The sequence below is a fragment of the uncultured Oribacterium sp. genome (assembly GCF_902481605.1).
Classification (GTDB): Bacteria; Bacillota; Clostridia; order Lachnospirales; family Lachnospiraceae; genus Oribacterium; species Oribacterium sinus.
Genome location: NZ_CABSXI010000020.1, coordinates 1 through 25,067, shown reverse-complemented (window position 1 = coordinate 25,067; position 25,067 = coordinate 1). Strand labels below are relative to the sequence as shown.

Below are 25,067 nucleotides of genomic sequence, written 5' to 3'. Positions count from 1 at the left end.
TTAATTTCCCTCCCCAAATCGTGTTTTCAAGAGTCTTCCAACGTGCTCCGTTCCAAAAAACATTTTCTTATTCAGTAGTACAATAATCGCCGTTACAATGAAAATCACAATGGTTTCCACACACTTTGTCTCCGCCGTCATCGCGATTTTTTCCTGCATGAAGTTTACAAACAAATGGAATACCATGCAGGCCAGAATGGAGCGGTCACTGACCAGATACACCCAAGTGATGATATATCCCATAAGTATGGCACCCACGAAGAAATTAATGACAAACAAGGGATTAACCATAAGCCCTGCCTGATATGTCCCCTTGATAAAAAGCAGGGGAAAATGCCAGAATGACCACAAGATTCCAAAAATCAGAGATTCAATAAACCAGTCCATATATTGCCCTATGGAGTCTTCACAATATCCCTTCCAGCCTACTTCTTCAATAATCGAAGCCAGTGTAATGGTCACAAAAGCAGATCCTATTCCCACTCCGGTAAAGGAAAAATCTTCCGTAAAGGAAAACTGCTTTAAAGATTGTCCAAATAAAAGGGATAAAAGTATAGAAAACACAATAATCAGTGCATAAAGAACCACTGCCCAAAACACATTCATCCACTTCACTTTATAAAAGCCTATAATCTTTTCCTTAAGATCTCTCTTCAACTCTTCACAGCCGGATACAAGTACAAATACAGTGGAGACCACTGCCGGTGCAAGGAGACCAAGCAGCATCAATAACGCACCCTTATCTTCGGAAACAAAGATTGCCGGTATCCAGAATATCCATGTGAAAAAATACGCACAGAGAAAGAATAACCACGGTCTATATCGATATTCATCTTTATCCAGCATGAACTGTTCTTTGTTCTGTGCTTTGTTCTGCGCTTTATTCTGCGCTTTATTCTGCGCTTTGCTTATCCCCTTGCTCATTATCTCGCTCATTCCCTTGCTCATTCCTTTGCCCCCTCTACTAAGACCTGGCTGATAAATTGCATGGTTCCGGATTTTGCACCCAGAGACTTCTCCAGCATATCGATATACACCTCTACATCTTTTTCACCAAAATTTCCGTAATCGAACATATGCTGACTCGTAACAAGGAGCATCTTCACTCGCTCTTCAATATGCGTACACGAAAATATCCCCTGTGCTATTCCTTCTTGAACAATCTCTGCCAGAATCGGCACCGCCACCTCTACAATTTTCTTGCAGATTTTATCGTGCATGACGATATTTTCTTTTCTTTCCAGAACATCCGTAATCACCACTTCCTCTTTCTCCGGACGAAAGGCATTTACAACCGAAACCAATTTTTCGGGTATGGAAAGCGGTGCCTGAAGAAGCTCTTTGGCCACGGCACTATCCTTCTCTATCATCATTTCAATAACCGCTTCCAGCGTTGCCTCTTTGCTTGCAAAATAATAATAGTAAGTGCCTTTTGCAATGCCCGCCTTGGCCACAATCTCGTCAATGCTGGTATTCTCATAGCCTTTTTCTATGAACATGCGATAGGCAAGCTTTAACAGTTCCTGTTTTCTTTGTTCCCCTTTTTTCATATCCGCCTCCGTTTTTTATATCCGACCCGATTTTCATATCTGCTCCGAGCTCCATATTTGAGCTTTTGCTCCTATTTGATATTTTCGACCACTGGTCGGTTTTCATGATAAAACAGAAAAAATCAGCTGTCAAGTTTTTTCGACTATTAGTCGATAATTTGTTTGAAACGCATTTTTTTAAAACTTAATTCTTTGGAAATTTGAAAATCAAAAAAAGCACCTGCAAAAATGCAAGTGCCTGCCTTGTCAAATACTCTTTTGCTTTATATTCTTTAGAATCCTTTCTTTAGAAGCCTGCTTTACAAAACTTATGAAAGGCTGAGACTTCTTCACCGGACTGCGTTACCGCCACACAATACTTCGCTCCCCTATTAATGCCGGGCGAATAGGTAATCGGCTCAAGCTGATACATTTTTCCTTCCTTCGCTACCGAACAAAACCCTGTCCAGGAAGCGGCGACTTGACCGCCATTTTCCTTGTTGAAGACCTCTGCCTCTCCATATTCCGTCAAATCCGGACTGACCTGAATCACAACAACTTCTCCGGGCTTATAGCCTACGATGAAATTGCTGTGAATCGTGACGCTAGCCACAACTACATCGTTGTAGTTCTCCAAGTGACAATAAATTAATTTGTAGTCGTCTCCGCCTTCTACCAGCGAATTAAAGATTTCCCGCATCCTTGCTTTGTTTTTCCGATTGTCCTCATCGGAAGCTCCTGTAGCTAATTTCTTCACAATGTCTAAGAGTCCCATGGTTTTCCTCCTACAATTTTTCCTCATTTAGCGACAAAACCAGAGGCTAAAAGAAGAAAATTCTTCTTTAATAAATCCAAAATTCATTATAAATTCATGGCATCGAATGTCAAGCCGACCACCAAGGAAACAAAGCGGATATTTACGGATTTAAATTCTCCATATCAAAATTCAAGACTATTTTCATTCAACATAAAGTCAAAGAGACCTATAAAAGTAATGCCCGCTTCATTTCTCCAGATAGGTGTATTGCTCCCTGAAATAATGATTTTTTTAAAGGAATCAGGAATATTTAGTAGAGATGCCTGTTCTTGCTCGATTTTTTCTTGATCCCTAAGCGCAAATGCAGACTGTATATAATAACGCCGACTGGCATGATTTACAACGAAGTCGACCTCCAACTTTTTTCTAATTTTTTTACCATTATCATCTTTTCTAACCTCTACCACACCGACATCAACATTAAATCCTCTGTAAATGAGTTCGTTATAGATGGCATTTTCCATAAGATGGGGCTCTTCAAACTGTCGGAAATTAAGTAGCGCATTTCTGAGTCCTAAATCCATATAGTAATATTTGAATGGTGTACTGATATACTTTCTTCCTTTTATATCGTAACGCTCTACCTTGGATACTAAGAAGCTTTCTTCCAAATATTTGAGATAATTTGAGATTGTCGGCATGGATATTACTTTTTCACCACTACTCTTAAATGTATCCGCAATTTTTTGGGGATTGGATAATGAACCTATGGCTGATGAAATGACTTTCATTAGAGATTCCATACCTGTTCTATCGAGAATATCATATCTATCACATAAATCACGCATATAAATTTCTCGATGTAATCTGCTTAAATAATTGCTTTTTGCCTCATAATCAGCTTCCGACAAGATATGTGGAAGGCCTCCAAAATATAAGTATTCCTGCCATGCATCAGCCTTTTCCTTTCCGCATGCGGGATAGAACTCGGAAAATGCCAAAGGCGATATACGGATCTCGTCTCCACGTCCTCTGAACTCGGTCATAATATCTGTAGATAAAAACTTAGAATTACTCCCTGTAATATAAACATCCACGTTATTTTTCCTAAGTAGCGAATTCAATACGCCATATAATCGAATTGGCACATCAGGATTTCTCATTTCTTCTTTCGTAATTGCATACTGGGCTTCATCAATGAACACATAATATTGCTGTGTTAAATCTGAAATCCGACTTTTTATATATTCATACAATTTATATGCATCGCAATATTTTTCAAATTCAATATCATCCAGTGGGATTCTTATAATATGATTCTCCGTTATCCCTATAGACAGCAAATACTTATAATAAAGCTCAAAAAGTAAATAGGATTTTCCGCTTCGTCGAATGCCTGTAATTACTTTTATTAATCCGTTATTCTTTTTTGCAATCAGTTTGTTAAGATATCTATCTCTTTTAATTTCCATATCTCAGCTCCATTTTAGATTTTGGGTACTTGTACCACTTTTCTAAAGTATGCGTAATAGAAAGGAAATAGTCAAGAGCTCATTTTAGATTTTAGGTACTTGTACCACTTTTCTAAAATGGAACATATTCTTTTCCTTTACGGTCCAATCATTTCTTTTCTGATTTCTTTCGGAAAACGTCGTATTACGAAAGATACAAAGAGTACGGTTTCCAAAACAATCGTCAGGGTACAAAGGACTGTAATCACCGGAACATTGGACTGGAATATGAAGGAACTGCCAAGGCCTAATAGATAAACAAGCACAAAAGGAATCATCAGTTTTTTATCCAATTTGTGGCTCTTTTTATTTAAATGCGCATTGTTAAACACACCAAGATAAAAGAGGAATAATCCTAAAAACATCATAATCACTCGGGCAATGCCCATGGCACCATTAGCATAATCCAGGTCAATCGTACAAAGATTTAAACCGAACCACACAAAATAATGATTGTAAATCAGTCCTACCCCGCTTTGACAAGGAAGATTCTCCTCAATGGCATGGTCAAATTCCGTGATGTAGAACAAAAATAATGCCACCACCTGAAACAGAATGAAAACAGAGTAAACCGAGAATTTCTCTATTTCAAAGAAATCCGCTGCGGCTATCAGCATTTCCCCAAGGGTAATAATAGTAAGGAGTGTTAATCTTTCTATAAGGTGTGGCATATTAATGGGTACTCTAGCCATATCTTTTCGAAAGAAAATAGCACCCAGTATGATTACAATAAAGCCAAAACCGGTTAATAAGATGCGTCCGATTCCTGACAAAAACAAGCTGACTATAATACTAATCATGCCCACAAAAAGAAGCTGAAAAAAATCCCGAATCAGTTTTCGATCCTTTTCACTATTCTTGTTTTGCATATAAGCGTAGATATATTGCAGAAATTGTATGACAACAATCCATAGAAGCGCCAGTGTAAAGGCTGTCCAGCTTTCCTCCATATCGGAACTGACATTTGCCGCCATAAAGACTAAAGCCGGCATTTGGAAAACCGTCATAATGATGATATGCAAAAGATTATGTTTTCCATAGCGGTTCATATACACGGTCTGCACATTCCATACGCTGATGAAACAAACAAAAACAACAGTATAAATGATAATCTCTTTTAAACTAAAGATTCCCTCATTCAGACTTTCTAAGAAATGGGTAATCTTAGAAATCCCAAAGACAAAAACCAAATCATAAAACAGCTCGGTAAGATTAACCTTCTTCGCTTCTTCTATTATTTTCTCTCCCATACCACCCTCACATTTCCTTACTTTTGCTTTCTTCTTTTATAAACAGCTTTTTTCTCGTAGAAACTTACATTTCGGAGAAAAGCAGATGTATTATATCATGCTTTATTTTCCTTTTTCATCCTTTTTATTCATCAGATGAGGCATCTATCAAGGTTCAAAAAATGCTATAATAAAAGCAAAAGCGGGGGAGGTTTCTAAATATGCACGAATTAAGCGCACTAATCAAAAAAGATATGGTTCCGGCACTGGGCGTAACAGAACCCGGGGCCATTTCCTTCTGTGTCGCAAAAGCAAAGTCCTACGCAAAGGGCGAGCTGCTTCACTTAAATGTCGCTATGAACAGCGGCATGTATAAAAATGCCTTCACCTGCGGTATTCCCAATTCCAAAGAAGTGGGAAATGTTTTTGCCGCTGCCCTTGGATATGTTGCCGGGAATCCTGATAAGGGTCTGGAGTCTCTGGCAAATGTTACGCCTGCCGACAATGTCAGTGCGCAAAGGCTTATTGATGAGGGGAAAATCACAGTGGCGCTTAGCGGAATTTCCAGCCGTATTTTTATGGAAGCAACATTGGAAACAACAGAAAGCAAGGTTCTTCTTACGATTCGTGACACACATACCAATATCACGAAGATTGTAGTCAATGGGGAGACAGTGCTGGAGGCTGAAGAGAACGATGAGGAAGATACATATGGTGCCTCGGGGGAAATTAATGCTACCACATCGAAAGCAAATGCGACAATTCATTCCATCCATAGATATACTTTGGCAGAGCTCGTGGACTATGTGAATACGGTTCCCTTAAAAGAAATCGAATTCGTAAAGGATGCTTATAAAGTGAATCTGGAGCTTTTTGAAGAGGCTCTAAAGAATCCCCGCACCACTTTTGCAAGACAGCTGCTGGCCATGAACGGAGGGCAGGTCATCTCTTCAGACGAGCAAATGACTGCCTCCCTTCTTTGCAACGCCACAATCGAAGCCCGTGTCATCGGTTTAGACAAGCCCGCCATGAGCATCACCGGCTCCGGCGCCCACGGGATCATTGCCACCATGCCCCTATACGGCGTTTATAAGATTTATGGCTTAAGTGAAGAAATGCTCTACCGGGCAACCATGCTGAGCTATCTCATCTGCACCTATATCAAAGAATACTCCGGAAGGCTCTCCGCCTTCTGCGGATGTGCCATTGCCGCCGGTACCGGCATGGCCTGCGGTTTAGTGTACTTAAAGGGTGGCACTGTGGAGCAAATGGAATACACTCTCAACAACATGGCCTCCTCCATCACCGGAATGATCTGCGACGGGGGAAACCAGGGTTGTACCATGAAGGGTGTAGCTGCCTGTGATGCGGCATTCCGTTCCGTGGCATTTGCCATGAAGGGTGTCCATATTGACAAAGTACATGGTATCAATGGAAATACCCCGGAAGAAACCATGCGGAATATGGGCTTAATTGCATCCCCCGGTATGGTGGGAACGGAGAAAACAATTGTAGAAATCTTTGAAGAGAAGTTAAGATAATTTGTTCTTCTGAATCAAAGCTGTATTTCACATTCGGAAAACAGAGCAGCTTTTCCTTCAGGATGATGTATAATGATGGTGAAAGCATGAGAAATGATGGTGAAAGTATGAGAATCGAAGTAAAACAATACGGCTCGGAGACCTGTGCGCCTTGCGTAGCAATCAGACGCAAGCTCGAGGAATGGCAGCGGGCGCATCCTACGGTGAAGTATAGTTATCTCCCGATTGAAGTTCATCAGGAGGAGGCGGCTCAGAAAGGGATTTTATCGGTTCCGACAGTTATAGCCGAGATTGATGGTACGGAAGTCGCAAGAGAATCGGGCTACTTTAGCTTGGACAAAATGCTTGCTCGACTGGAGCGATACATGAAAATGGCGGGAGAAACAGAATTATGATCGGAGAGAACTTTGCGATGAGAAGGTTCAATGAAGAGGAGTGGGCGAATAAGCTCTATTGAACGCCCACTCGATTCCCTCCATCTCAAACTCACACTGCATAACAACGATTTCTATTTTAAAAATTCTTCGAATTATTATAATATATCAAATATATTTTATGTATAATCACATAGTGCTATATTGGCATATTCCACTTTAGAATCCTGAGCAATGATGCCAATCTCATACTCAGAGCTTCTATAAACCCTATAAGTGAAAGCAATTTCTTTTCCTATAAATACCTCAATCATATCATGATCCACAAAAATCTTTACATCAATGACCGCCCCTGTCTTGATAGAAAAAGTTTTTTCCGATACACGAAACCCGTCCGGTCCGGGAGATGATGCCTCCGGTACAGCCTGACATGACTGCTCCCAGAATGGATCGACCCCCATCGGTAAAGACAAAAGAGATACTCTTTGCATTGCTACATCAAACTCAAGAAAAAGACATTCACTGGCCTCTTTATCCGACTTTAAAAGAATTCCAAAACTATCATTTACTTCTTTGGGAATAATAGATGCATGGAAATAAAATCGTTTTTTGTCATGCATTAAAAAGCCATAACCGGTTGTTTCTAAGGCATCCAACACTATGCTTTCTGCCCCATATCTTTTATACTCTCCTAAGACAGGAAGATAATTCCAAGCAATATTTTTATGAATACCTTCTGTAAACTCCTGGGGAATATCAACAAGTAGATCTCCGGTCTCGGAGAGTTTCACTTCATGAGGTATGCAGAATCGACCACCCCAATACCATTCTCCTTTATCACTACATTGTCCCCGATCATGTGCCCACGCAAAATATATTCGTCTTCCGTTTTTATCCGTTAAAGATTTTGCTGCATAAAAACGTCTTCCTCCTATACCATCTTTTTTCATTTTTTTCCATGGACCATAAGGAGACTTAGCCGTACGATAAATTGTATTTCCAAATTCGGAAAAACGTGAATAAGATAAAATCCAAGTATCGTTCATTTTATAAATTTCACTACATTCAGGGCAATTGGTGTGACCGGGTGAATATAAATTTCCATAGTACTCCCAAGATTCCAAATCTGTAGAGCGATACAATACAATGCATCCTCGTCTGGTCACCGGCATATCCAGTCTTCTAGCAGAAACCAGCATCCAATATTTTTTTTCATCTTCATTGAAAAATACATATGGATCTCTAAAATCTTGTTGCTCATATAGGTCTATCAGTGGTTTAATAACCGGATTTCCTGTATCCTTTTTCCAGTTTATCCCATCCTCGCTATATGCATGGCAAATGGTCTGCTGATATTCAGCCTGGATACTATAGCCTGTATAAAACGCATGGTATTTGCCTTCTCCATACAGAACCGAACCTGTCCAAACTCCAGAAGCGTCTGGTTCCTTCCCTTCTCCTGGATAGATAGCTGTAGGCAGCTCTTCCCAGTGAATTAAATCCTTTGAAACAGCGTGGCTCCAAGTAGTACGCAGTCTTTCCGGATATACGGTTGTCCCCACCGGAGGTGTTAAGGAAAAAATATGATATACCCCATCGTGGTAGAATGGAATAGCATCTCCTGTCGAATCTGCGAATGACATTTTTCTAAATATCTCCATTTTTACTCCTAGTATAAAATGATATTTGTATATTATTTTCTGATGATAGCGTTTCTCTTAAACTTCCCTTTCTGAGAATCCAAAATTACAGCAGTGGCAATGATTATTCCTTTTACTATCAATTGCCAATAGGAACTCACTCCAATTAAATTTAGTCCATTGGATATTATGCCAATGACCATTGCTCCAAGTACAGTTCCGCTAATGCTTCCTTTGCCTCCCGCCATGGACGTTCCTCCAAGTACACATGCAGCGATGGCATCCATTTCATACCCGTTTCCAACGGAAGGCTGTCCTGAGTACATTCTTGAAGCAAGTACCAGACCTGCAAATGCAGAAAGTAAACCGGATAATGTGAAAACAATAATTTCAATTTTTCTGATGGGAATACCTGATAATCTTGCCGCTTCTCTGTTTCCACCAATGGCATAGACATAAACTCCAAATCTGGTTTTTACCAGAAGAAAACTAATAACAATAATGAGCAAAATCATGTAAAGAACCGGTAGCGGAATCAAGGAAAATAGGTATCCTGTTCCAATGGATATAAAAAATCCATCTGTGATACGGGTGGACTGACCACCTGAATATACATAGGCAATTCCATTTGCAACATTCATCATTGCCATTGTGATAATGAATGACGGCACTTTAAATGTAGATACAATTACGCCGTTTATAAATCCAAATAAGACACCTAGCAAAACGCCTCCTATAATAGCAAGCTCCACCGGCAGCCCCTGATTTACAATAAACCCTACTGTTAGAGTGCCACACATTGCTACTACGGCCCCTACTGTCAAATCAATATGCCCTAAAATAATTATCAGGGTCATTCCCAGGGCAATATAGGTATTAATTGAAATTTGTCTTAAAACAGAAATAATATTTCCGGAAGTCAAAAATTTGTCAGTAGCAAGCGAAACTATAATACATAAAATAAGAAGCACCACCATGATTCCGATATTATCAGAAATAATATGGGGAACTTTACTCTTTTCTATTCTATTTCTCATGCCGATTCCCCTCCCGCAGCAAAGCGCATAATATTCTCCTGTTCTAACTCATGACTATCTAAAACTCCGGTCATAATTCCTTCTTTCAAAACACAAACCCTGTCACAAAGTTGTATGATTTCAGGCAAATCACTGGATACTAGCAAAATTGACATACCGCCTTCTGCCAGCTCATTAATTAAGTTGTAAATCTCAAGCTTTGCATGAATATCAATGCCTCTCGTAGGTTCATCTAAAATTAGAATAGATGGCATTGTGGCGAGCCATTTTCCAATAACTATTTTTTGTTGATTTCCTCCCGAAAGATTGGATGCTTGAGTTGACTTCACATCTAATGCTGCAGACTTAATATTTAGTCTATCAGTGTAATATTGAACTGATTCATCCATCTTATCTTTTTCCAGAAATATGCCCTTTTGATATTTATCTAGCGAAGCCAATGATAGATTAAACGAAACAGTATTTCCCAAAACTAATCCGGTTTTTTTTCGGTCTTCTGTAACAAATCCAATCCCCGCCTTAATCGCTTGCATCGGATTGAAAAAATGCACCTGTTCTCCCCTAAGAAATACTTCTCCTTTAGTAAAATGACGTGCGCCAAAAATTGACTCCATTAACTCGCTTCTTCCGGCGCCTACCAGACCGGCAAATCCCAATATCTCCCCTTTATGAAGTTGAAAGCTAATATCCGAATAATACGGTCTACAGCTCAAGTTTTTGACTTCCAGGATTATTTCATCTGATTTGCTGATTTGTTTTTTAGGAACACTAAATTCTTTTAATTCTCTTCCAACCATCATAGATATAAGCTCATCTACATCGGTTTCACCATTTTTCTTCGTGCCAATATAACATCCGTCTCTGATAACTGTAATGCGATCTGCAATTTTAAAGATTTCTTCCATCCTATGGGATATGTAGATAATGCTAATTTTCTTTTCCTTCAGTCTTGCAATAATCTGAAATAACTGCTCAACTTCCTCAACAGATAAAGACGAACTTGGCTCATCCATTACAATGATTTTTGCCTGAAAAGAAACTGCTTTGACAATTTCAATCATTTGTTGTTGTGCAATGGTAAGTGAAGAAACCGAGGTAGTGGGAGAAATAGAAACTCCCAGGTTTTGAAGCATTTCTTCAGCCTGGATATTCATTTCTTTCCGCTTCACCCTTGAAAAGGATCCCATCAATTCTCTTCCCAGAAAAATGTTTTGTGCCACGGTTAATTGTGGCACTAAAACAATCTCCTGATGAACAATTCCGATTCCTTTCATCTCGGCATCTCTCACTCCGTGAATTTCTACCTCTTCACCTTTTATTTTAATTGTTCCCGAATCCGGTCTATATATTCCGCCAAGAATTTTTATCAATGTAGATTTACCCGCTCCATTTTCTCCTAATAGAGCATGAACCTCTCCCTCTTCCAAAGAAAGGTTAATTCCGGATAATGCATATATTCCGGAAAAACTTTTTTTAATATCTATCATTTCCAAAATGGGAGTATCCATCTTTTATAAACCTTTCAAAACGCAATCTTTAGGAACAAAGATTATTGCCAATCTTTTAATGTTTTTTCAGCTTCTTCTTTATCCACTAAATGAGAATCCAAATAAACTTTTTTCTCTGAACTCTTACCTTCTCCATTCATTGCCTCATTAAATGCATGCTCAGCAATTTGCAAAGGAACTTGTGCTGCTACAGCTGTAAAATCACCATCTAATAATGCCTGCTTTCCTTCAGGAGATGCATCAATGCTGTAAACCTCTACTTTGCCTTTTTTATTACTTGCTTTGATTGCCGCAGCAGCTCCTAATGCTGATGGATCATTGATACAGAAAAATGCATCCAAATCAGAATTAGCGGTCAAAATATCTTCAGCTAAACCTAAGGATTTATCCAATGCAGCTCCACCATCCTGTTGTGCCACAATGGTAAACTTATCCTTTTGTTCTCCCAAACCTTTCATAAATCCATTCACACGATCCACGCAACTCTCATTTGAAGGAAAATCCAAGATAGCAATTTTGGCTCCATCGGGATGTTTACTAGCTAATTGCTTTCCAACCAACTCTCCGGCCATAAAAGCATTCGTTCCTACAAACTGAGTAACATATTTATTCATGTCTTCTTCTATTACAGCAGTATCCACATTATAAATTGGAATCTTAGCATCAGATATCTCTGCCAAGCCTGCTGTGATTCCGGAAGAGTCTACAGGAATCACAAATACGGCATCATATCCGCTATTGGCACAATCTGATAGCTGACTAAGCTGCTTATTTAAGTCATAATCAGGATCCAAACAAGTATAAGCGATACCATTTTTATCACATAATTCCTTGAATTTTGCATCCATTGAGCTTTGAAAGCTATTGTTTAATGTGTTAGTACAGAATACAAAAGATTTCTTAGCTGTATTTTTATCAGAATTTTCTTGCGCTTTTTCAGAAACTTTAGATGACGATTCATTATTTGAATCTTGTTTTGATGAACATCCCACCAATGCTCCTAATGCCATCCCGAATACGAGACTCATAACGTACATTCTTGTTCTTTTTTTCATTTGTCGTTCCTCCTTAGTACTTTAAATTTACGTAAATTTAATCTTGATTAAGTTTACGTCCTTGTGATATATGTAAATAGTACTAATCTATATAAGTCATTGCAATATAATCATTCCATATTGCATAATTTTCGTCACAATGCAACACTAATTATATGCATATCGTCTATAAATAGTTTTCGAAATTATTTTTTTACGTAAAACTTCAGTGATGAAGTCAGCAAAAAAAATATCATTACGACAGATAAGAAAAGAACAATATCTACTAAAACAGATTGGAGATTAGGAAAATGAATTTACAGGAAATTGCTAAGAAAGCAGGGGTCTCTATAGCCACCGTTTCTCATGTTCTTAACCATACTCGTTATGTTTCTCCAAGTTTACAGGAAAAAGTAGAAGCAATTATAAAGGAATGCGGCTACCAAAGAAAATCCAAAGATCATAACTTAATTCCCGGATCCAATTCCCAAATTTTGCTTCTTGTCCCTAATCTCAAGAATACATTTTATATCTTATTTTTTACTGAACTACATGCAATTCTTGTGAAAAGGGGATATCAGTTATTGCTTTCCATCTCTAATAATGATACTGAACTTGAAAAACAAATGATATTGAACGCCTTATCCAGTAAAAAAACATTAGGGCTCATCATTGCTCCCTGTTCCATGGATGATAATAATTTTATTCCTTTGATAAAAAGCAATACTCCCTTTGTATTGATCGAAAACAATTGCAGCAGTAATTTTTGCTATAAAATTCTTTCCGATTATTCCAGCGCAATCCCTCAAGCCACTTCAGCACTATTGGAAAAAGGACATAGAAACATTTTATTACTTGTCAATCAAACACCTTCCAGTACCACTGAAAATGTAATGCATTATTATCAAAAAGAACTGAATGACTTTGATACATCTTTAGTACCCCATATTGTGAAGATTTCATTGATGGAATCTGAGGAGTCAATTTTTTCGCAAATACGGAAAGAATTACCTCCTTCTGTTACAGCCATTATAGCTTGTGACAATCCCATAACCTCATTGCTTATGAAGGCATTGCATTTTTTTGAGATAGACTGCCCAAAGGATATTTCCGTAATCGGTTGGGATGACCAGAATTCCTCCGATGCGTTTTCCTCAGATTTATCCCACATCAGACGGAATACTGCTCAGCTGGCAAAAACTTCTTTCGAAACGCTTCTCTGTCTCCATGAAGGAAAGAAAGTTGAAAATACCCAATATGTTAATGTCGATTTTCGTCCCAATAACTCCATACGTATTTTACATCAGGGTCCAAGAGGAGAAGATCCCACATCATTAGATCGAATTAGAATTTCTCAACGTGAAAAAGTACAATTAGTTACCGGAAAGTACAGAGTAGCAATTTCTTTCCACTACACCGGAACTGCATGGGCAAAATTACACCAGAAAGGAATACGAGACGAATTAGAAAAGTATGGCATCGAAATCATCTCCATTATGGACGCACATTTTGATCCCATGCTACAAAAGATTCAATTAGAGAGCATCCAACATCAAAATCCGGATGCGGTAATTGCAATACCTGTAGACGATATAGAAACCAGTTCGGCCTTTGAAGAATTATCCAAACACACAAGAGTAATTCTCTTAAGTAATATCCCTAAAGGATTTGATAAAAATAATTATGTTTCTTGTATTTCCGTGGATGAACATGAAAATGGTTATAATATTGGGAAAATGATAGGCGATTATCTGGAAAATAAGACCATTAAGAATACTGCCCTTATTACCCACGGCGCAAATTTTTATGGTACCTCTGAAAGAGATAGCATGGTTCTTAAAACACTTCTTACACACTATCCTTCTGTAAATGTAGTAGCACAAAAAAATTTTTACTCGATAGAAAACACTTATTCCATCTGTTCAGACTTAGTTCATGCGCATCCTGAAATTTCCAGCTTATACGTGAGCTGGGATCAGCCCGCCTTGTTAGCTATTAAAGCCTTAGACAAATTAAATCGAAAAGATATTGCTGTTTTCACAACGGACCTGGATTATGAAATTGCCGAAAAAATGAAAGAAGGAATTGTTAAAGGAATCAGTACACAGCGTCCCTATGAACAAGGCCAAGCAGCAGGAAGAGTTTTGGCTAAATCTTTAGTTAGTGAAGATATCCCGAAATACATTGCCGTTCAGCCTTACCTCATTCGGGAAAATCAATTAAAGCAAGCTTGGCAAAACATATTTTTTGAAAAGTTGCCAATGGAACTGGAATAGTGCCTGCTTGGATGCGGTATAGGTCAGAAAAGGGGGTAATCTGAGCCCGCGGGTACTTGCGAAAAACGAATGTCAATGAAGTTTTTCGCTTAGTACCCCTGCAGGGCGAAGTTAGCGAGAGCGTGCCACCTTTATGACCTGTACCGCATACAAGCTTTCTTAATTTCCTTCTTGCCTTATAACCACTCCCCATACTTCTTAATATACAGCTTCTTCACCGTTTCGATGGTAAAGCTATAAAGTGCAAGAATAAGAAGCAAATACACAAAATACGCCATGGGCATCTCCGTAAATACCGTATTTTTCAAGTTATCAAAAAGATAGGGAATGGAGATGGCTGCAAAAATGCCCAATGCCGAAGCAAGCGCCAGTCTGGAGTCGCACTTGGAATCCAGAATCGGTCGCTTCGAAGTGCGGATAAACTGCACAATCAGGATTTGGGAAATCAAGCCTTCTACAAACCAGCCCGTCTGGAAATAGTTCTGCATGGAAAGGCTGTTATAGCCCAAAAGGAACCAAAGCACCAGGAAAGTCATTACATCAAAAACGGAGGAGATACCGCCCATCACATTCATAAAGGACACAAGGGACGCACTGTTCCACTTATGGGGTTTCTGCAGGAATTCTTCGTCCACATTGTCCCAGGGAATCGCAATCTGAGTAAAGTCATAAATCAGATTCTGAATCAAAATCTGCAGAGGCAGGATGGGCAAAAAAGGTAAGAATATCGAAGCAATCAATACGGAGAACACATTTCCAAAGTTACCGGATAATGCCATCTTCATGTATTTCAGGATATTTCCGTAAATTCGCCTTCCCTCATAGATACCGTTTAAAATGACGGTTAGGCTCTTCTCCAAGAGGATAATATCCGCACTGGCCTTGGCAACGTCTGTGGCATTGTCCACGGAAATGCCTACATCTGCATCATGAAGGCTGGGGGCGTCATTTACGCCGTCTCCCATATAGCCCACCACGTGTCCGTTTTTCCGAAGAGCATCCACCACACGCTGCTTCTGCATGGGAGAGAGACGGGCGAAAATGTCATTTTTCTCCACAACACTGGACAGCTCTTCCTCACTCATCTTTTCCAAGTCGGAGCCTGTTACCGCATTTTGCTCTCCTACCTTCATGCCCACCAGCTTACATACGTGTTCCACCACAACGGGGGCATCGCCGGAGATGACCTTGACGTGAACTCCCGCATCATACAGTCCATGAATGGCTTCCTTGGCATCCGGCTTGGGCGGATCCAGGAAGGCGATAATGCCCAAGAAGGTCATGTCGGTTTCGTCTTCCGCATGGAAAACAGCGGTGTCACCCGCATTTTTCCTCTTTGCCGCAACGCCGATAACATGCATTCCCTCATGATTTAATTTCTCGGAAAGGGCATTAATCTTCTGAAGGTCTTCTTCCTGAATATCCTTATATTCCTTCTTCACCCGAATACGGCTGCAACAGGAAAGTACGGATTCCAATGCCCCTTTGGTAATCAATACCTCATCCTGGGGTTTGGGAAGAATTTCTTCTGTCTCCTCTCCCAGATGCTCCCCACCCGGATTGGATATCACCACACTCATTCTCCGGCGTTCAAAATCATAGGGGATTTCATCGGACTTCACATAGCCTCCGGCGTATTTTTGCACATCACTTTCCGCACCGTAGGATAGGATAGCCCGGTCAATGAGGTTTTTTACCCCTGTAGAATAGTAGGCATTCATCCATGCATAGTTCAAAACCACATAGGAATCTTCGCCATTTACATTGATATATTTCTGCAAAACAACATTGTCCATGGTAAGAGTTCCGGTCTTATCCGTGCACAGCACATCGATGGCTCCTAAATTTTGAATGGCAGACATGTTCTTTACAATGGTCTTCTTCTTTGCCAGGAACTTTGCCCCTTTGGCAAGGGTTCCGTTCACAATCATCGGTAACATTCCCGGGGTAATCCCTACCGCAACAGAGATGGAAAATAAAAAGGCTTCCAGCCAGTTTTTCTTCACAAGGCCGTTAATAAGCAATACAAAAAGAACCACCACAATCATGTAGCTAATCAGAATTCTTGTTATCTTCGATAAGCTCTTATCAAAATCGGTTTCTTTCTTCTGCGTATGAATGGTGGAAGAAATTTTTCCCAGATAGGAATTCTTTCCGGTTCGTATCACCACACCGACTCCGGTGCCGGAATTCACCGTAGAGCCGCCTAAGCAGAGGTTGTTTAGTTCCGCTGCATTGACCACTCTCTGATCCACACCGGTATATTTCTCCACAGGAATAGACTCTCCCGTGAAAGCGGAAACCGAAAGGAACAGGTCTCTGCTCTCCAGAAGATAGAGATCTCCGCACACGATATCTCCTGAGCCGATGAGCTGTATATCCCCGGGTACCACCTCTTCCACCGGCACTTCTCTGATTTCCGTACCGTCCTTTCCCGGAATCCGGATTCTTACCGTATCGTGCTCCATATCCTTTAGCTTCTGCATATCCAGATAGGAGCCGTAGTCCTGGGTAAATCGAATCACCGCACTCATACAGGCCAGTGCCAGGATAATGACTCCGGACAGAATATCCCTTTCCACAACAAAGGTCACAACAGCCAAAACAAGGAGCACGATAATAAAAGCATCGGTAAAGCTATGAAATAAAAAATAGAATATGCCATGCTTCTGCATGGCGGAAAGGTCGTTATAGCCGTACTTCTCCAGTCTTTCTTCCCGTTCCTCGTCGCTAATTCCATTTGTCGTGCAGCCTAATTCCTCTAAGACCAAAGAAGCATCTTCCCCGGCAATTTTCTGAAACTCTTGTTCCACACCGGCAGTCTTTGTCGTAGGGTTCAATCTCTTCTCGTTGTTTAAAATCATATCTTTCACCCTCCTTTTACTTATACAGGGATATCTTAGACCTTTGCACAAGGCGAGTCAATTTAATATGATTTTTATTTCAATCTGATATACTTTGTTGCTCTTCCTACGCCTTTATCCCATCTGTATGCGGCACAAAAATCCGCCCTGACTACCTTCTCTAAACTGCACTTTCCATCGGTGACGGCTAATCACCTGTTTTACAATTTTTAATCCCAATCCATGCTGTCCAGTGCTGGGCTCCCACTCATAGTTTTTTTTGTTCAGTCTTTTCAGAGCAGCTTTCTCTAAACCGCAGCCATTATCCTCCACCTGGAGAAACACGTGGGCTTTCTCATCCTGATATAACTTCACTGTTATCTCGCATCCCTCCGGATTATGTTGCACTGCGTTGTATAATAAGTTCATCAGTGCTCTTTCCATCAGATTTTCATTAAAGCCCAGTACCAAGCCCTGCAAATCTTCCTGAATATCCAAGGTAAACTGCACCCTTTCATCCTCTGTTTGATTCCGCATTTCCGTAATCGTCTTTCGAAGAAAACGGCTCACCTGGATTTTTTCCTTTTCCAAGTTCCCATAGCCAAAAGAAAGCTTACTGAAAAGATTCAGGTTCTCTACAAGGCGGCGAAGACGAAGTCCCTGCTTCTCAATCCTTAGCGCGCGATCTTTGATTTCTTCCGATTCCGTGGTAGCTGCAATCATTTCCGCATTTCCCAGAACAATGGCAAGGGGCGTTCGAATGTCATGGGAAACCCCGGCAATCCATTCCGTACGCTCTTCCTCTTTTTGCTTTGCCCGTTTCTTCTGTATCCATATTGGAACGGAAACAAGAATGACCGCATTTGCGAGAAAAAGAAGCGGTAGAAGCTCTATAAGATTTCGAACAGCATTCTCATCATATTCCAGAGTATACTTCCAAATCTGCTCTTTCTTTTGTCCGATAATCAATAAGCCTTCCGGCACCACATAGGTTCGCACCGGATAATCTTCCAGATAATAACGGGTAAACTTTGCCACGTCCTGTAAGGTATAGTTTTTTTGAAGCTCCTTCGGCAGGAACTCACTCCAAAGGATATTGCCTCCATTGTCCAGGAGCATGGCAAATTGCCGAGCCCCGGAGAGTTTTTCGGCTTCCTCTTCCTCTAAGCGGTACTCGTCATTTTCCTTATGTAAATGCTCCATAATCTCCTGACTGTCGGGATAAGAAGGCATACCGTTTCGAGATAAAAAAATTCCAAAAAACAAAAGGTCTGCAAACAGTAGGAATATCGTCAACAAAACCACAAGAGCAATCAGCTGCATTTTCCGTTCTCTATTCCCTCTCATCTTCCCATCTCCAGTTTATAGCCAAGGCCTCTTACGGTCAGTAGAAATACGGGTTTAGAAGGCTCTTTTTCTATCTTTTCCCGTAAATGTCGCATATGCACAAGCAGTGAGCTTTCCAATCCGAAGTTCCCGTCCGGCCAAAGGGCATCGCAGAGGGTATCCGTGGTGACAATTTTCCCCTTATTCCGGTATAGGATAGAAAAAAGTGCCAGCTCCTTAGCCGTAAGAGAAAGCTTTTCTCCTTGTCGAATCACTGTTCCTGCGTCGATGGAAACCAGCGATTCCCCGAGCTGCACGCCCTGCTCTTTCTCCTCCAAATGACAGGTTCTTCTCAGCACGGCGGCAATTCTCAGGATGAGCTCTTCCGGGAGAAAAGGCTTGGTAATGTAATCATCCGCTCCCAGTCCCAAGCCATGCAAACGAGCCCTATCCTCGTCCCTTGCAGAGAGAAAAATCACCGGAACCTCGGAAAGTAGACCTTCCTTTTTTTGCTTTTTATAAAAATCAAAGCCATTTCCATCGGTCAGCATGACATCCAAAAGAATCAGCTGATAGCAATTCTCTGAAAGCTTCGCTTCCGCTTCTTTACAAGAAGAAGCGACCTCCACCGAAAGATAGCCTTCTTTTCTTAATAGTTCCTGCAAAAGTTCTCTAAGCTCTTTCTCATCGTCCACCACCAATATTTTACAATCTTCTTTTTCCATGATTCTGTCTCCTGCTACTGTCCGCCCTTAGCAATCTTACTATAGCCTTTCTTCTACTACTGCCCTCATCAATCCTACTATAGCTTATATCCTGCTGCTGTCTGCTCTTACCTTTTCTACTATAGCCTTTCTGCCCCTCTTTCCCCATAGTTTTTTTCATTTCTTAAGGTAAACATAAGGTACGCACAAGGTTCCCATAAGCTTCCTTCGCTATTCTCCTCTCGTAAACAAACACATGGAGGAAAAAATGATGAACTATATTCTGGAAACACAGCATCTTAGCAAAAAAAGCGGAAACAGCTACCGTGTAAAAGACCTTTCTTTATCTGTTCCGGAGAAATGCGTTTACGGTTTTTTGGGTCCCAATGGCGCCGGAAAAAGCACTACCCTCAAAATGATTCTGGGTTTGATTCACCCCGATGAAGGAGAAATTCAGTTTCTGGGAAAAACGGTAAATTCCCAAAATCGACTTTCTCTTCTCCAAAAGACCGGAAGTCTCATTGAAAATCCCGGCGGTTACGGGCATTTAAGCGGACTGGAAAATATACAGATTGTGCAGAAATTAAAGGGCGTTAAAGAAGAGGAAATTGCTTCGGCACTGAAAACCGTCCGGCTCTATGAGCAAAGAGATAAGAAGCTCAGCAGTTATTCTCTGGGTATGAAACAACGTCTCGGTATCGCCATGGCCATTTTGGGAAATCCGAAGCTTCTGATCCTGGATGAGCCCACAAACGGCTTGGATCCTGCCGGCATACAAGAAATTCGTGAGTTGATTGTATCTCTTCCTAAAGAAAGAAATATGACAGTCATCATTTCCAGTCATCTCCTCAGTGAAATAGAGCAAATGGCAAGTCAAGTCGGTATCATTCACCATGGACAGTTGCTCTATGAAGGGCCTCTTAAGGATCTGGAATGTAACGGAAAAAGTCTGGAAGAGGCATTTCTGGAAATGACCGGCGGAAAGGAGTCTTTATGAACACCCTAAGCAATATCCCGAAAATTGTTTCTATCGAGTTTCAAAAAGCGCGCCATAAGCATTTTCCTTTGCTGTTCCTCGCAGCTCTGCTTTTAGATTGTGCCTATCTATTTTATGGCACAAAAGCGCATTCCGAGACATGGTTAAATATCTTTTATGCTCTTCCCATAATTAACACCCTGGTTCTGTCCGTACTTATGGCGGTAATTGCCTCCCAGTCTGTGGACATGGAACACAAAGGCGCTATGTGGAACCTTCTTCCCACCTTGGAAAGCAGAGCTTCTATCTATCTGGGAAAGCTTTTCTTCGGTTTTATTGCCCTTGTCCTGTTTTGTAGTGTCCAAATCGGTATGGTCCTTCTTGGGGGAAAGTTCTTAGGTTTTACCGGAGATATTCCGTCACATATTGTTCCCGTTCTGTTCTTTTCAGAACTTATCGGCGGAATGATTCTGTATCAGCTTCAATGCATGCTTTCCCTGCTGTTTTCCAGCCAGTTTGCAGCCCTTTCCATCGCCTTCGGTGGCACCCTGTCCGGCTTATTCCTGGCCTTTATCAGCACAGATATGTGGACTCCCTGGTCCGTTTTCTTCTCTCTTAGCCCTATCGGTATGGACTATGACCGCGCATCAAAACTTATGAGCCTGAGTCTAAGGTCTATCCCTATTTCCGATATTTTCCTAAGCCTGCTTTATCTCATCGGCACATTTTTGCTTGGTCTCCTTCTTTTCACTCGGGCAGAGCAGGGAGAAGCTTTGTTTTCTCTCCACAGGCAAAATGTAAGCCACAGTCTGCACAGCAGTTTGTCTCCGGAATTTATCAAGTTAAAAAGGAACCCCATCTGGATTCCTTTCCTTCTGATTCCCCTGATTTCGGCACTGATTGGAACGGTGAATTTTGTGCAAAACCAGGGTGTCTTACAATATACTTGGGAAGATCTCTGGACCCAGCAATCTCTGTTTCTGGGGATGTTTTTCCTAGCTCCCCTCATCGGCATTCTCTGCAGTCTTCTGTGGCGAATGGAGCATCAAGGCAGTAACTGGAATCTGATTTTAACTATTACTAGCCCCGGAAAACTGCTTCGGGACAAATGGTTTACAGCAACCTTCCTCAGTACGCTCTGCATGGTTTGGATCAGTTTTATTTATCTTCTGAGCGGTAAAATCCTTGGCCTTCCGGGAGCTGTTCCTGCCATCTTTTGGATACGAATACTTTCCGCTATCCTCTCCATTGCCGCAATTACCGCCCTGCAAAGCACCCTGTCCATGTTCTTCCACTCCTTTGCTCTTCCCATCGCGCTGGCTTTTCTGGGTAGCTTGGTCGGCCTTACACTGACCGTTAAGGGAGCCTACTATGCCCTGCCCTATTCCACCCTGATTTACGGCATGGGCAGTACTTCTATCACCGGAGAGCTGAATTTTCCGATCCTCCTCCTAAGCTGTTCCTTATATATTTTCGCTGCACTGGGCATCGGTATTCTGTACCTAAAGAAGAGCGATGTGAGAACGCATGTCTAAAAGGCAAGGGCTTTTGGTTTTTACAAATATAATACTACTGGACAATTTTTCGATTAGAGCATTATTGTCCAGTAGTATTAGAATTTCATTAGAGGAATGAGTAATAGATAGGATATCAATCACAACTTCGAAAATACAGTTTACAACCAATTCCTCTACATGGGCTATATTCTCAAGATATATCACGATGGTGCTCTGAAAATACTCTCTTTGTCCCACTTCGAATCGGTAAACTTATGGCAAAACCTCCAGCCAGTAGCCATCCGGGTCTTCAATGAAATAGATGCCCATGGCTTCATTTTCAAAGCAAATGCAGCCCATCTCCTCGTGCTTTTTGTGCGCTTCCTCAAAATTATCCGCCTGAAATGCCAGATGGAATTCACACTCTCCCAGGTCGTAAGCCTGGGGGTGGTCTTTCAGCCAGGTAAGCTCCAACTCAAAATCGCCGACATCGCTTCTTAAGTACACTATGATAAAGTCTTCGCTAGTCTTTCTTCTCACCTCATGTAAATCAAGGGCTTCCTCATAGAATCGAAGGGAACGATCCAAATCGGATACATTTAAATTCTCGTGAATCATCTTAAACTTCATAGCTTTTCTCCTTTCGCTGTTTCCGTGTTTTTGATTCGTGAACGGTACTTTGGGTATTCGGTAAGAAAGCGCTGAATCACAGCGGGCTCTCCCCAGTAATGCATCGGAAATATGGCATCGCAATCCACATTTTCAAGGAAATACAGAATCCCGTCAGCATAATGGGCCTCCAGTCTCGGATCAAGAGGAACGAAGGCAAGGTCAAAATGTCTGCCCTTGATTCGTGAAATCTCCCTGTGAAAAATCTCGCGGAGCCTCCGATTGTCTTCTTCCGGCTCCCCCTCCCAATACCAGTCGTTTAAGTCCCCGGCATGATAGATAGAGCCTTCCTTTGTTTTTAGTATAAAGGCAACTCCACTGTCGTTGGAAAGCAGGGTCTCAAGCTGAATTCCTTGATCCAATAGATAGTTTTTATCAGGCTCAACAAAGCTGTGCTTGATTTCGGACAGGCGCTTTTTATCCCGTATATCACTTGCCAATACCGCCTGATAGCTCATCCCCTGCTCGGTAAGCAAGGAAAAAACTTTGGGATTATAGTGGTCTGCATGAACATGACTGCAAAAAACAAATACTTCTTTTTCCTTGTTCAGAGGCGGTAATTCTCTCCTGTAATAGTCAAAAATAATATAGCAGTCTTCTAATTCCAGTAAAAAACCGCTGTGGTTTAGATATGTTACTTTCATGATGTTACTCCGTAAAATATTTTACTTTCTCGGTATGGAGATTGTTGCTCTCCCTTCCTTGCTTGCTTCCTTGCTCCCTTACTTGCGCCCTTACTTCCTTACGTTTTCCTACTCTATATACTCTTCAGTATAAGTTGCACTACATTTACTGTCAACGAAGGACTGAAATAGGCTCATTTGTCCGTCCACCCAGGACTGCTGGGGTACGTCATGAATACTGTCATTTTTCTCGTAATTTCCGATTAAGAAAGGGGATTTCGGATCATGCAGTCGGCTTTGTTTCATAACGATAGAGGGTTCTGCATTGGCATAGCAATATTTACAAAGGTGCTTACAGCTGTTATAGGCGCCGATATCACAGGAAAGATAACAGTCACATGCTGCTCTTGCCCCCTTCTTTTTCGGTACATGCAAGCGTTTTCCAATGGCTTTCTCATAATCGCTGATAAGCATACAGCCACCACAATCTGCCCCATACTCAGCCAATTCCTTCCCCTCCGCACAGGGCTTTAGTGTCATGCCATGGGAACGAGCAATCTCAATCATAGCCTCTCCCAGTAGAAGTCTATCTTCCTTCACAAGAGCCTTAAGCTCCGGAAAGTTCCGTCTCACTTTGGGGTAAAGGTCTACAAAACTAATGACCACGGTTTTCGTATACCCCTCCAGCGCCGTAGCAATCTGTTCAAATGCTTTCAAATGATAGTCTTTGCTATATCTTTCAGACAGAAAAATCGGGTCGTAACGCCAGCCGATAGAATTCACTCCCAGCTGCATGGAAAGATATTTGAAATGCTCTATAAGCAAATGTTTATCCGGCACATTCGGCTCTATATCTTTGCCATAAGGGGTAATGCTAACAAACCAGTATTGTCCATACGCCTTGAAAAGCTCCATGTACGGGAACATTGGGGCCGGATTTTTCGTACAAAAACCAATGACATCCACCACGGAAGGTTCAAGACGGTAGCGACTGACTTGATTCGGATTATAAGGATTTCGTACACAAACAAAGCCCTCTTTCAGCCTGTTTGCAAACCATTCCGCATAGAAGGCGGGAATGTCTGTCCTCTGTCCCGTGTTAATAATCAAGTTCAGTTGCCTCCTTTGCTCTCGTGATCCGGCTAAAGTAATCTCTGTGACTTTTCATTCATCCATGGAGCAAAAATAATCTGTCCTTTGTAATAGAAATGTGCATAATTTTGCACATCAAAACATACTTTTTGCCCACTTTTCCGAATCCTTATTGTCCTTCAGAACCAGTTCCTGCCATATTCCGGCATAATAAATTCCTCCCGGGTCTTTGGCTGAATTCTTGCGTTTATTATCTCTATTATTTATCTTGTTTATATTGTCTACATCATATGCTTTTTGCTTCGTCCAGGTTGCCTTAGTTTTTCCGGGCATTGTAAGTACTCTCTTTTCATTGTAAGAAAAAGTCCCATATCCGGGCATATTTGGTGCAAATGACAGATTCTCTTTAGCTGTAAATATTATATTGTTTTTTTCTTTAAATAACCGTTTCTCACAAGCATGTGGGTGCCAGAAAAATTTCTCTTGCTCTTTAGGGTCCGATATAATTTCTCCCACCTGAAGATATCCCCATATAACCTGCATTTCTTTTCCATAGTATGAATCTGCTGAATTTTTATTTCTGCGTGCATACTTATATTCCCCACTACTCTCAACAACATGCCTAAAGTTACCAAAAAACAAAAACAAGTCGCCGCTTACTATCTGATTATTTATCAGATATGATGCAGACTGATTTATTTGTCCAAATGCAGGTTTCCACCCTTCAACCGGCACTACTCTTCTTTTACTTTCCAAGTCCGGGTCAAGATGACAGTATTTATCGCCTTTATAGCCAAGATCTTCCAGTATCTTATTTAATGGAATATTATTACAGGTCAATTCTTCATATGCAATTTTATCCTTATCATGATCCTTACTCGGGATTGGAAATGATAGCATTG

Annotated in this window: 21 protein-coding genes; 5 read left to right on the top strand and 16 right to left on the bottom strand. The window is 41.0% G+C overall.

From position 1 onward, the window contains the following. The 5 genes from RDQ32_RS05230 to RDQ32_RS05210 form a co-directional block, all read right to left on the bottom strand. Positions 1 to 948, bottom strand: a complete 948-nt coding sequence (locus RDQ32_RS05230) for a type II CAAX endopeptidase family protein (protein ID WP_308579379.1) — start codon at positions 946 to 948, stop codon at positions 1 to 3. Further along, a complete protein-coding gene (locus RDQ32_RS05225; protein WP_007157322.1) occupies positions 945 to 1,550 on the bottom strand; it encodes a TetR/AcrR family transcriptional regulator in 606 nt (201 codons plus the stop codon). The genes RDQ32_RS05230 and RDQ32_RS05225 overlap by 4 nt, the downstream gene beginning before the upstream one ends. 286 nt (positions 1,551 to 1,836) lie before the next feature. After that, a complete protein-coding gene (locus RDQ32_RS05220) occupies positions 1,837 to 2,304 on the bottom strand; it encodes a hypothetical protein (RefSeq protein WP_007157323.1) in 468 nt (155 codons plus the stop codon). 164 nt (positions 2,305 to 2,468) lie between these two features. Next, positions 2,469 to 3,758: an ATP-binding protein gene (locus RDQ32_RS05215; RefSeq protein ID WP_308579378.1), complete on the bottom strand. Its 1,290-nt coding sequence runs from the start codon at positions 3,756 to 3,758 to the stop codon at positions 2,469 to 2,471. A 137-nt stretch (positions 3,759 to 3,895) separates the two neighbouring features. Next, entirely contained in the window at positions 3,896 to 5,047 is a 1,152-nt protein-coding gene (locus RDQ32_RS05210) for a low temperature requirement protein A (protein ID WP_308579377.1), read from the bottom strand. 200 nt (positions 5,048 to 5,247) lie between these two features. On the opposite strand from RDQ32_RS05210, the gene RDQ32_RS05205 reads away from it, so the two are divergent. Together RDQ32_RS05205 and RDQ32_RS05200 are read left to right on the top strand one after the other, a co-directional pair. Next, positions 5,248 to 6,567, top strand: coding sequence for an L-serine ammonia-lyase, iron-sulfur-dependent, subunit alpha (locus RDQ32_RS05205; protein WP_308579376.1), 1,320 nt, complete (start codon positions 5,248 to 5,250; stop codon positions 6,565 to 6,567). Positions 6,568 to 6,674: 107 nt separating this feature from the next. Further along, positions 6,675 to 6,962, top strand: a complete 288-nt coding sequence (locus RDQ32_RS05200; protein ID WP_242650891.1) for a co-chaperone YbbN — start codon at positions 6,675 to 6,677, stop codon at positions 6,960 to 6,962. 158 nt (positions 6,963 to 7,120) lie between these two features. Here RDQ32_RS05200 and RDQ32_RS05195 read toward each other — a convergent pair whose 3' ends face one another. Genes RDQ32_RS05195 through RDQ32_RS05180 form a run of 4 tightly spaced genes read right to left on the bottom strand, consistent with a single transcriptional unit; the run spans position 7,121 to position 12,181 of the window. Continuing rightward, a complete protein-coding gene (locus tag RDQ32_RS05195; protein ID WP_007157332.1) occupies positions 7,121 to 8,602 on the bottom strand; it encodes a glycoside hydrolase family 32 protein in 1,482 nt (493 codons plus the stop codon). Between the two features lie 32 nt (positions 8,603 to 8,634). Next, entirely contained in the window at positions 8,635 to 9,618 is a 984-nt protein-coding gene (locus tag RDQ32_RS05190; RefSeq protein ID WP_308579375.1) for an ABC transporter permease, read from the bottom strand. Further along, positions 9,615 to 11,126 (bottom strand): sugar ABC transporter ATP-binding protein, encoded by a 1,512-nt coding sequence (locus RDQ32_RS05185; protein ID WP_007157334.1) that lies wholly within the window; start codon positions 11,124 to 11,126, stop codon positions 9,615 to 9,617. The genes RDQ32_RS05190 and RDQ32_RS05185 overlap by 4 nt, the downstream gene beginning before the upstream one ends. 41 nt (positions 11,127 to 11,167) lie before the next feature. Beyond that, a complete protein-coding gene (locus RDQ32_RS05180; RefSeq protein ID WP_007157335.1) occupies positions 11,168 to 12,181 on the bottom strand; it encodes a substrate-binding domain-containing protein in 1,014 nt (337 codons plus the stop codon). A 290-nt stretch (positions 12,182 to 12,471) separates the two neighbouring features. On the opposite strand from RDQ32_RS05180, the gene RDQ32_RS05175 reads away from it, so the two are divergent. After that, entirely contained in the window at positions 12,472 to 14,436 is a 1,965-nt protein-coding gene (locus RDQ32_RS05175) for a LacI family DNA-binding transcriptional regulator (protein WP_308579374.1), read from the top strand. 176 nt (positions 14,437 to 14,612) lie between these two features. Here the strand turns inward: RDQ32_RS05175 and mgtA are convergent, their stop codons facing one another. The 3 genes from mgtA to RDQ32_RS05160 all read right to left on the bottom strand — a co-directional run bounded on the left by mgtA (position 14,613) and on the right by RDQ32_RS05160 (position 19,330). Beyond that, positions 14,613 to 17,300, bottom strand: a complete 2,688-nt coding sequence (mgtA, locus tag RDQ32_RS05170) for a magnesium-translocating P-type ATPase (RefSeq protein WP_007157337.1) — start codon at positions 17,298 to 17,300, stop codon at positions 14,613 to 14,615. 114 nt (positions 17,301 to 17,414) lie between these two features. Beyond that, a complete protein-coding gene (locus tag RDQ32_RS05165; RefSeq protein WP_308579372.1) occupies positions 17,415 to 18,626 on the bottom strand; it encodes an ATP-binding protein in 1,212 nt (403 codons plus the stop codon). Further along, positions 18,623 to 19,330, bottom strand: a complete 708-nt coding sequence (locus RDQ32_RS05160) for a response regulator transcription factor (RefSeq protein WP_308579371.1) — start codon at positions 19,328 to 19,330, stop codon at positions 18,623 to 18,625. Before RDQ32_RS05160 ends, RDQ32_RS05165 begins: the two co-directional genes overlap by 4 nt. 247 nt (positions 19,331 to 19,577) lie before the next feature. Here RDQ32_RS05160 and RDQ32_RS05155 point away from each other — a divergent pair, with 247 nt between their 5' ends. Both RDQ32_RS05155 and RDQ32_RS05150 read left to right on the top strand, forming a co-directional pair. Next, a complete protein-coding gene (locus RDQ32_RS05155; RefSeq protein WP_308579370.1) occupies positions 19,578 to 20,306 on the top strand; it encodes an ATP-binding cassette domain-containing protein in 729 nt (242 codons plus the stop codon). Next, positions 20,303 to 21,820, top strand: coding sequence for an ABC transporter permease (locus tag RDQ32_RS05150; RefSeq protein ID WP_308579369.1), 1,518 nt, complete (start codon positions 20,303 to 20,305; stop codon positions 21,818 to 21,820). Before RDQ32_RS05155 ends, RDQ32_RS05150 begins: the two co-directional genes overlap by 4 nt. Before the next feature lie 234 nt (positions 21,821 to 22,054). Here RDQ32_RS05150 and RDQ32_RS05145 read toward each other — a convergent pair whose 3' ends face one another. The 4 genes from RDQ32_RS05145 to RDQ32_RS05130 all read right to left on the bottom strand — a co-directional run. After that, positions 22,055 to 22,411 (bottom strand): VOC family protein, encoded by a 357-nt coding sequence (locus RDQ32_RS05145; RefSeq protein WP_308579368.1) that lies wholly within the window; start codon positions 22,409 to 22,411, stop codon positions 22,055 to 22,057. Next, a complete protein-coding gene (locus RDQ32_RS05140; protein ID WP_308579367.1) occupies positions 22,408 to 23,094 on the bottom strand; it encodes an MBL fold metallo-hydrolase in 687 nt (228 codons plus the stop codon). The genes RDQ32_RS05145 and RDQ32_RS05140 overlap by 4 nt, the downstream gene beginning before the upstream one ends. A gap of 108 nt (positions 23,095 to 23,202) precedes the next feature. After that, positions 23,203 to 24,183, bottom strand: coding sequence for a DUF1848 domain-containing protein (locus RDQ32_RS05135; protein ID WP_308579366.1), 981 nt, complete (start codon positions 24,181 to 24,183; stop codon positions 23,203 to 23,205). A gap of 117 nt (positions 24,184 to 24,300) precedes the next feature. Then, positions 24,301 to 25,067: hypothetical protein (locus RDQ32_RS05130; RefSeq protein WP_308579365.1), on the bottom strand; the 767-nt coding region annotated here is incomplete at its 5' end.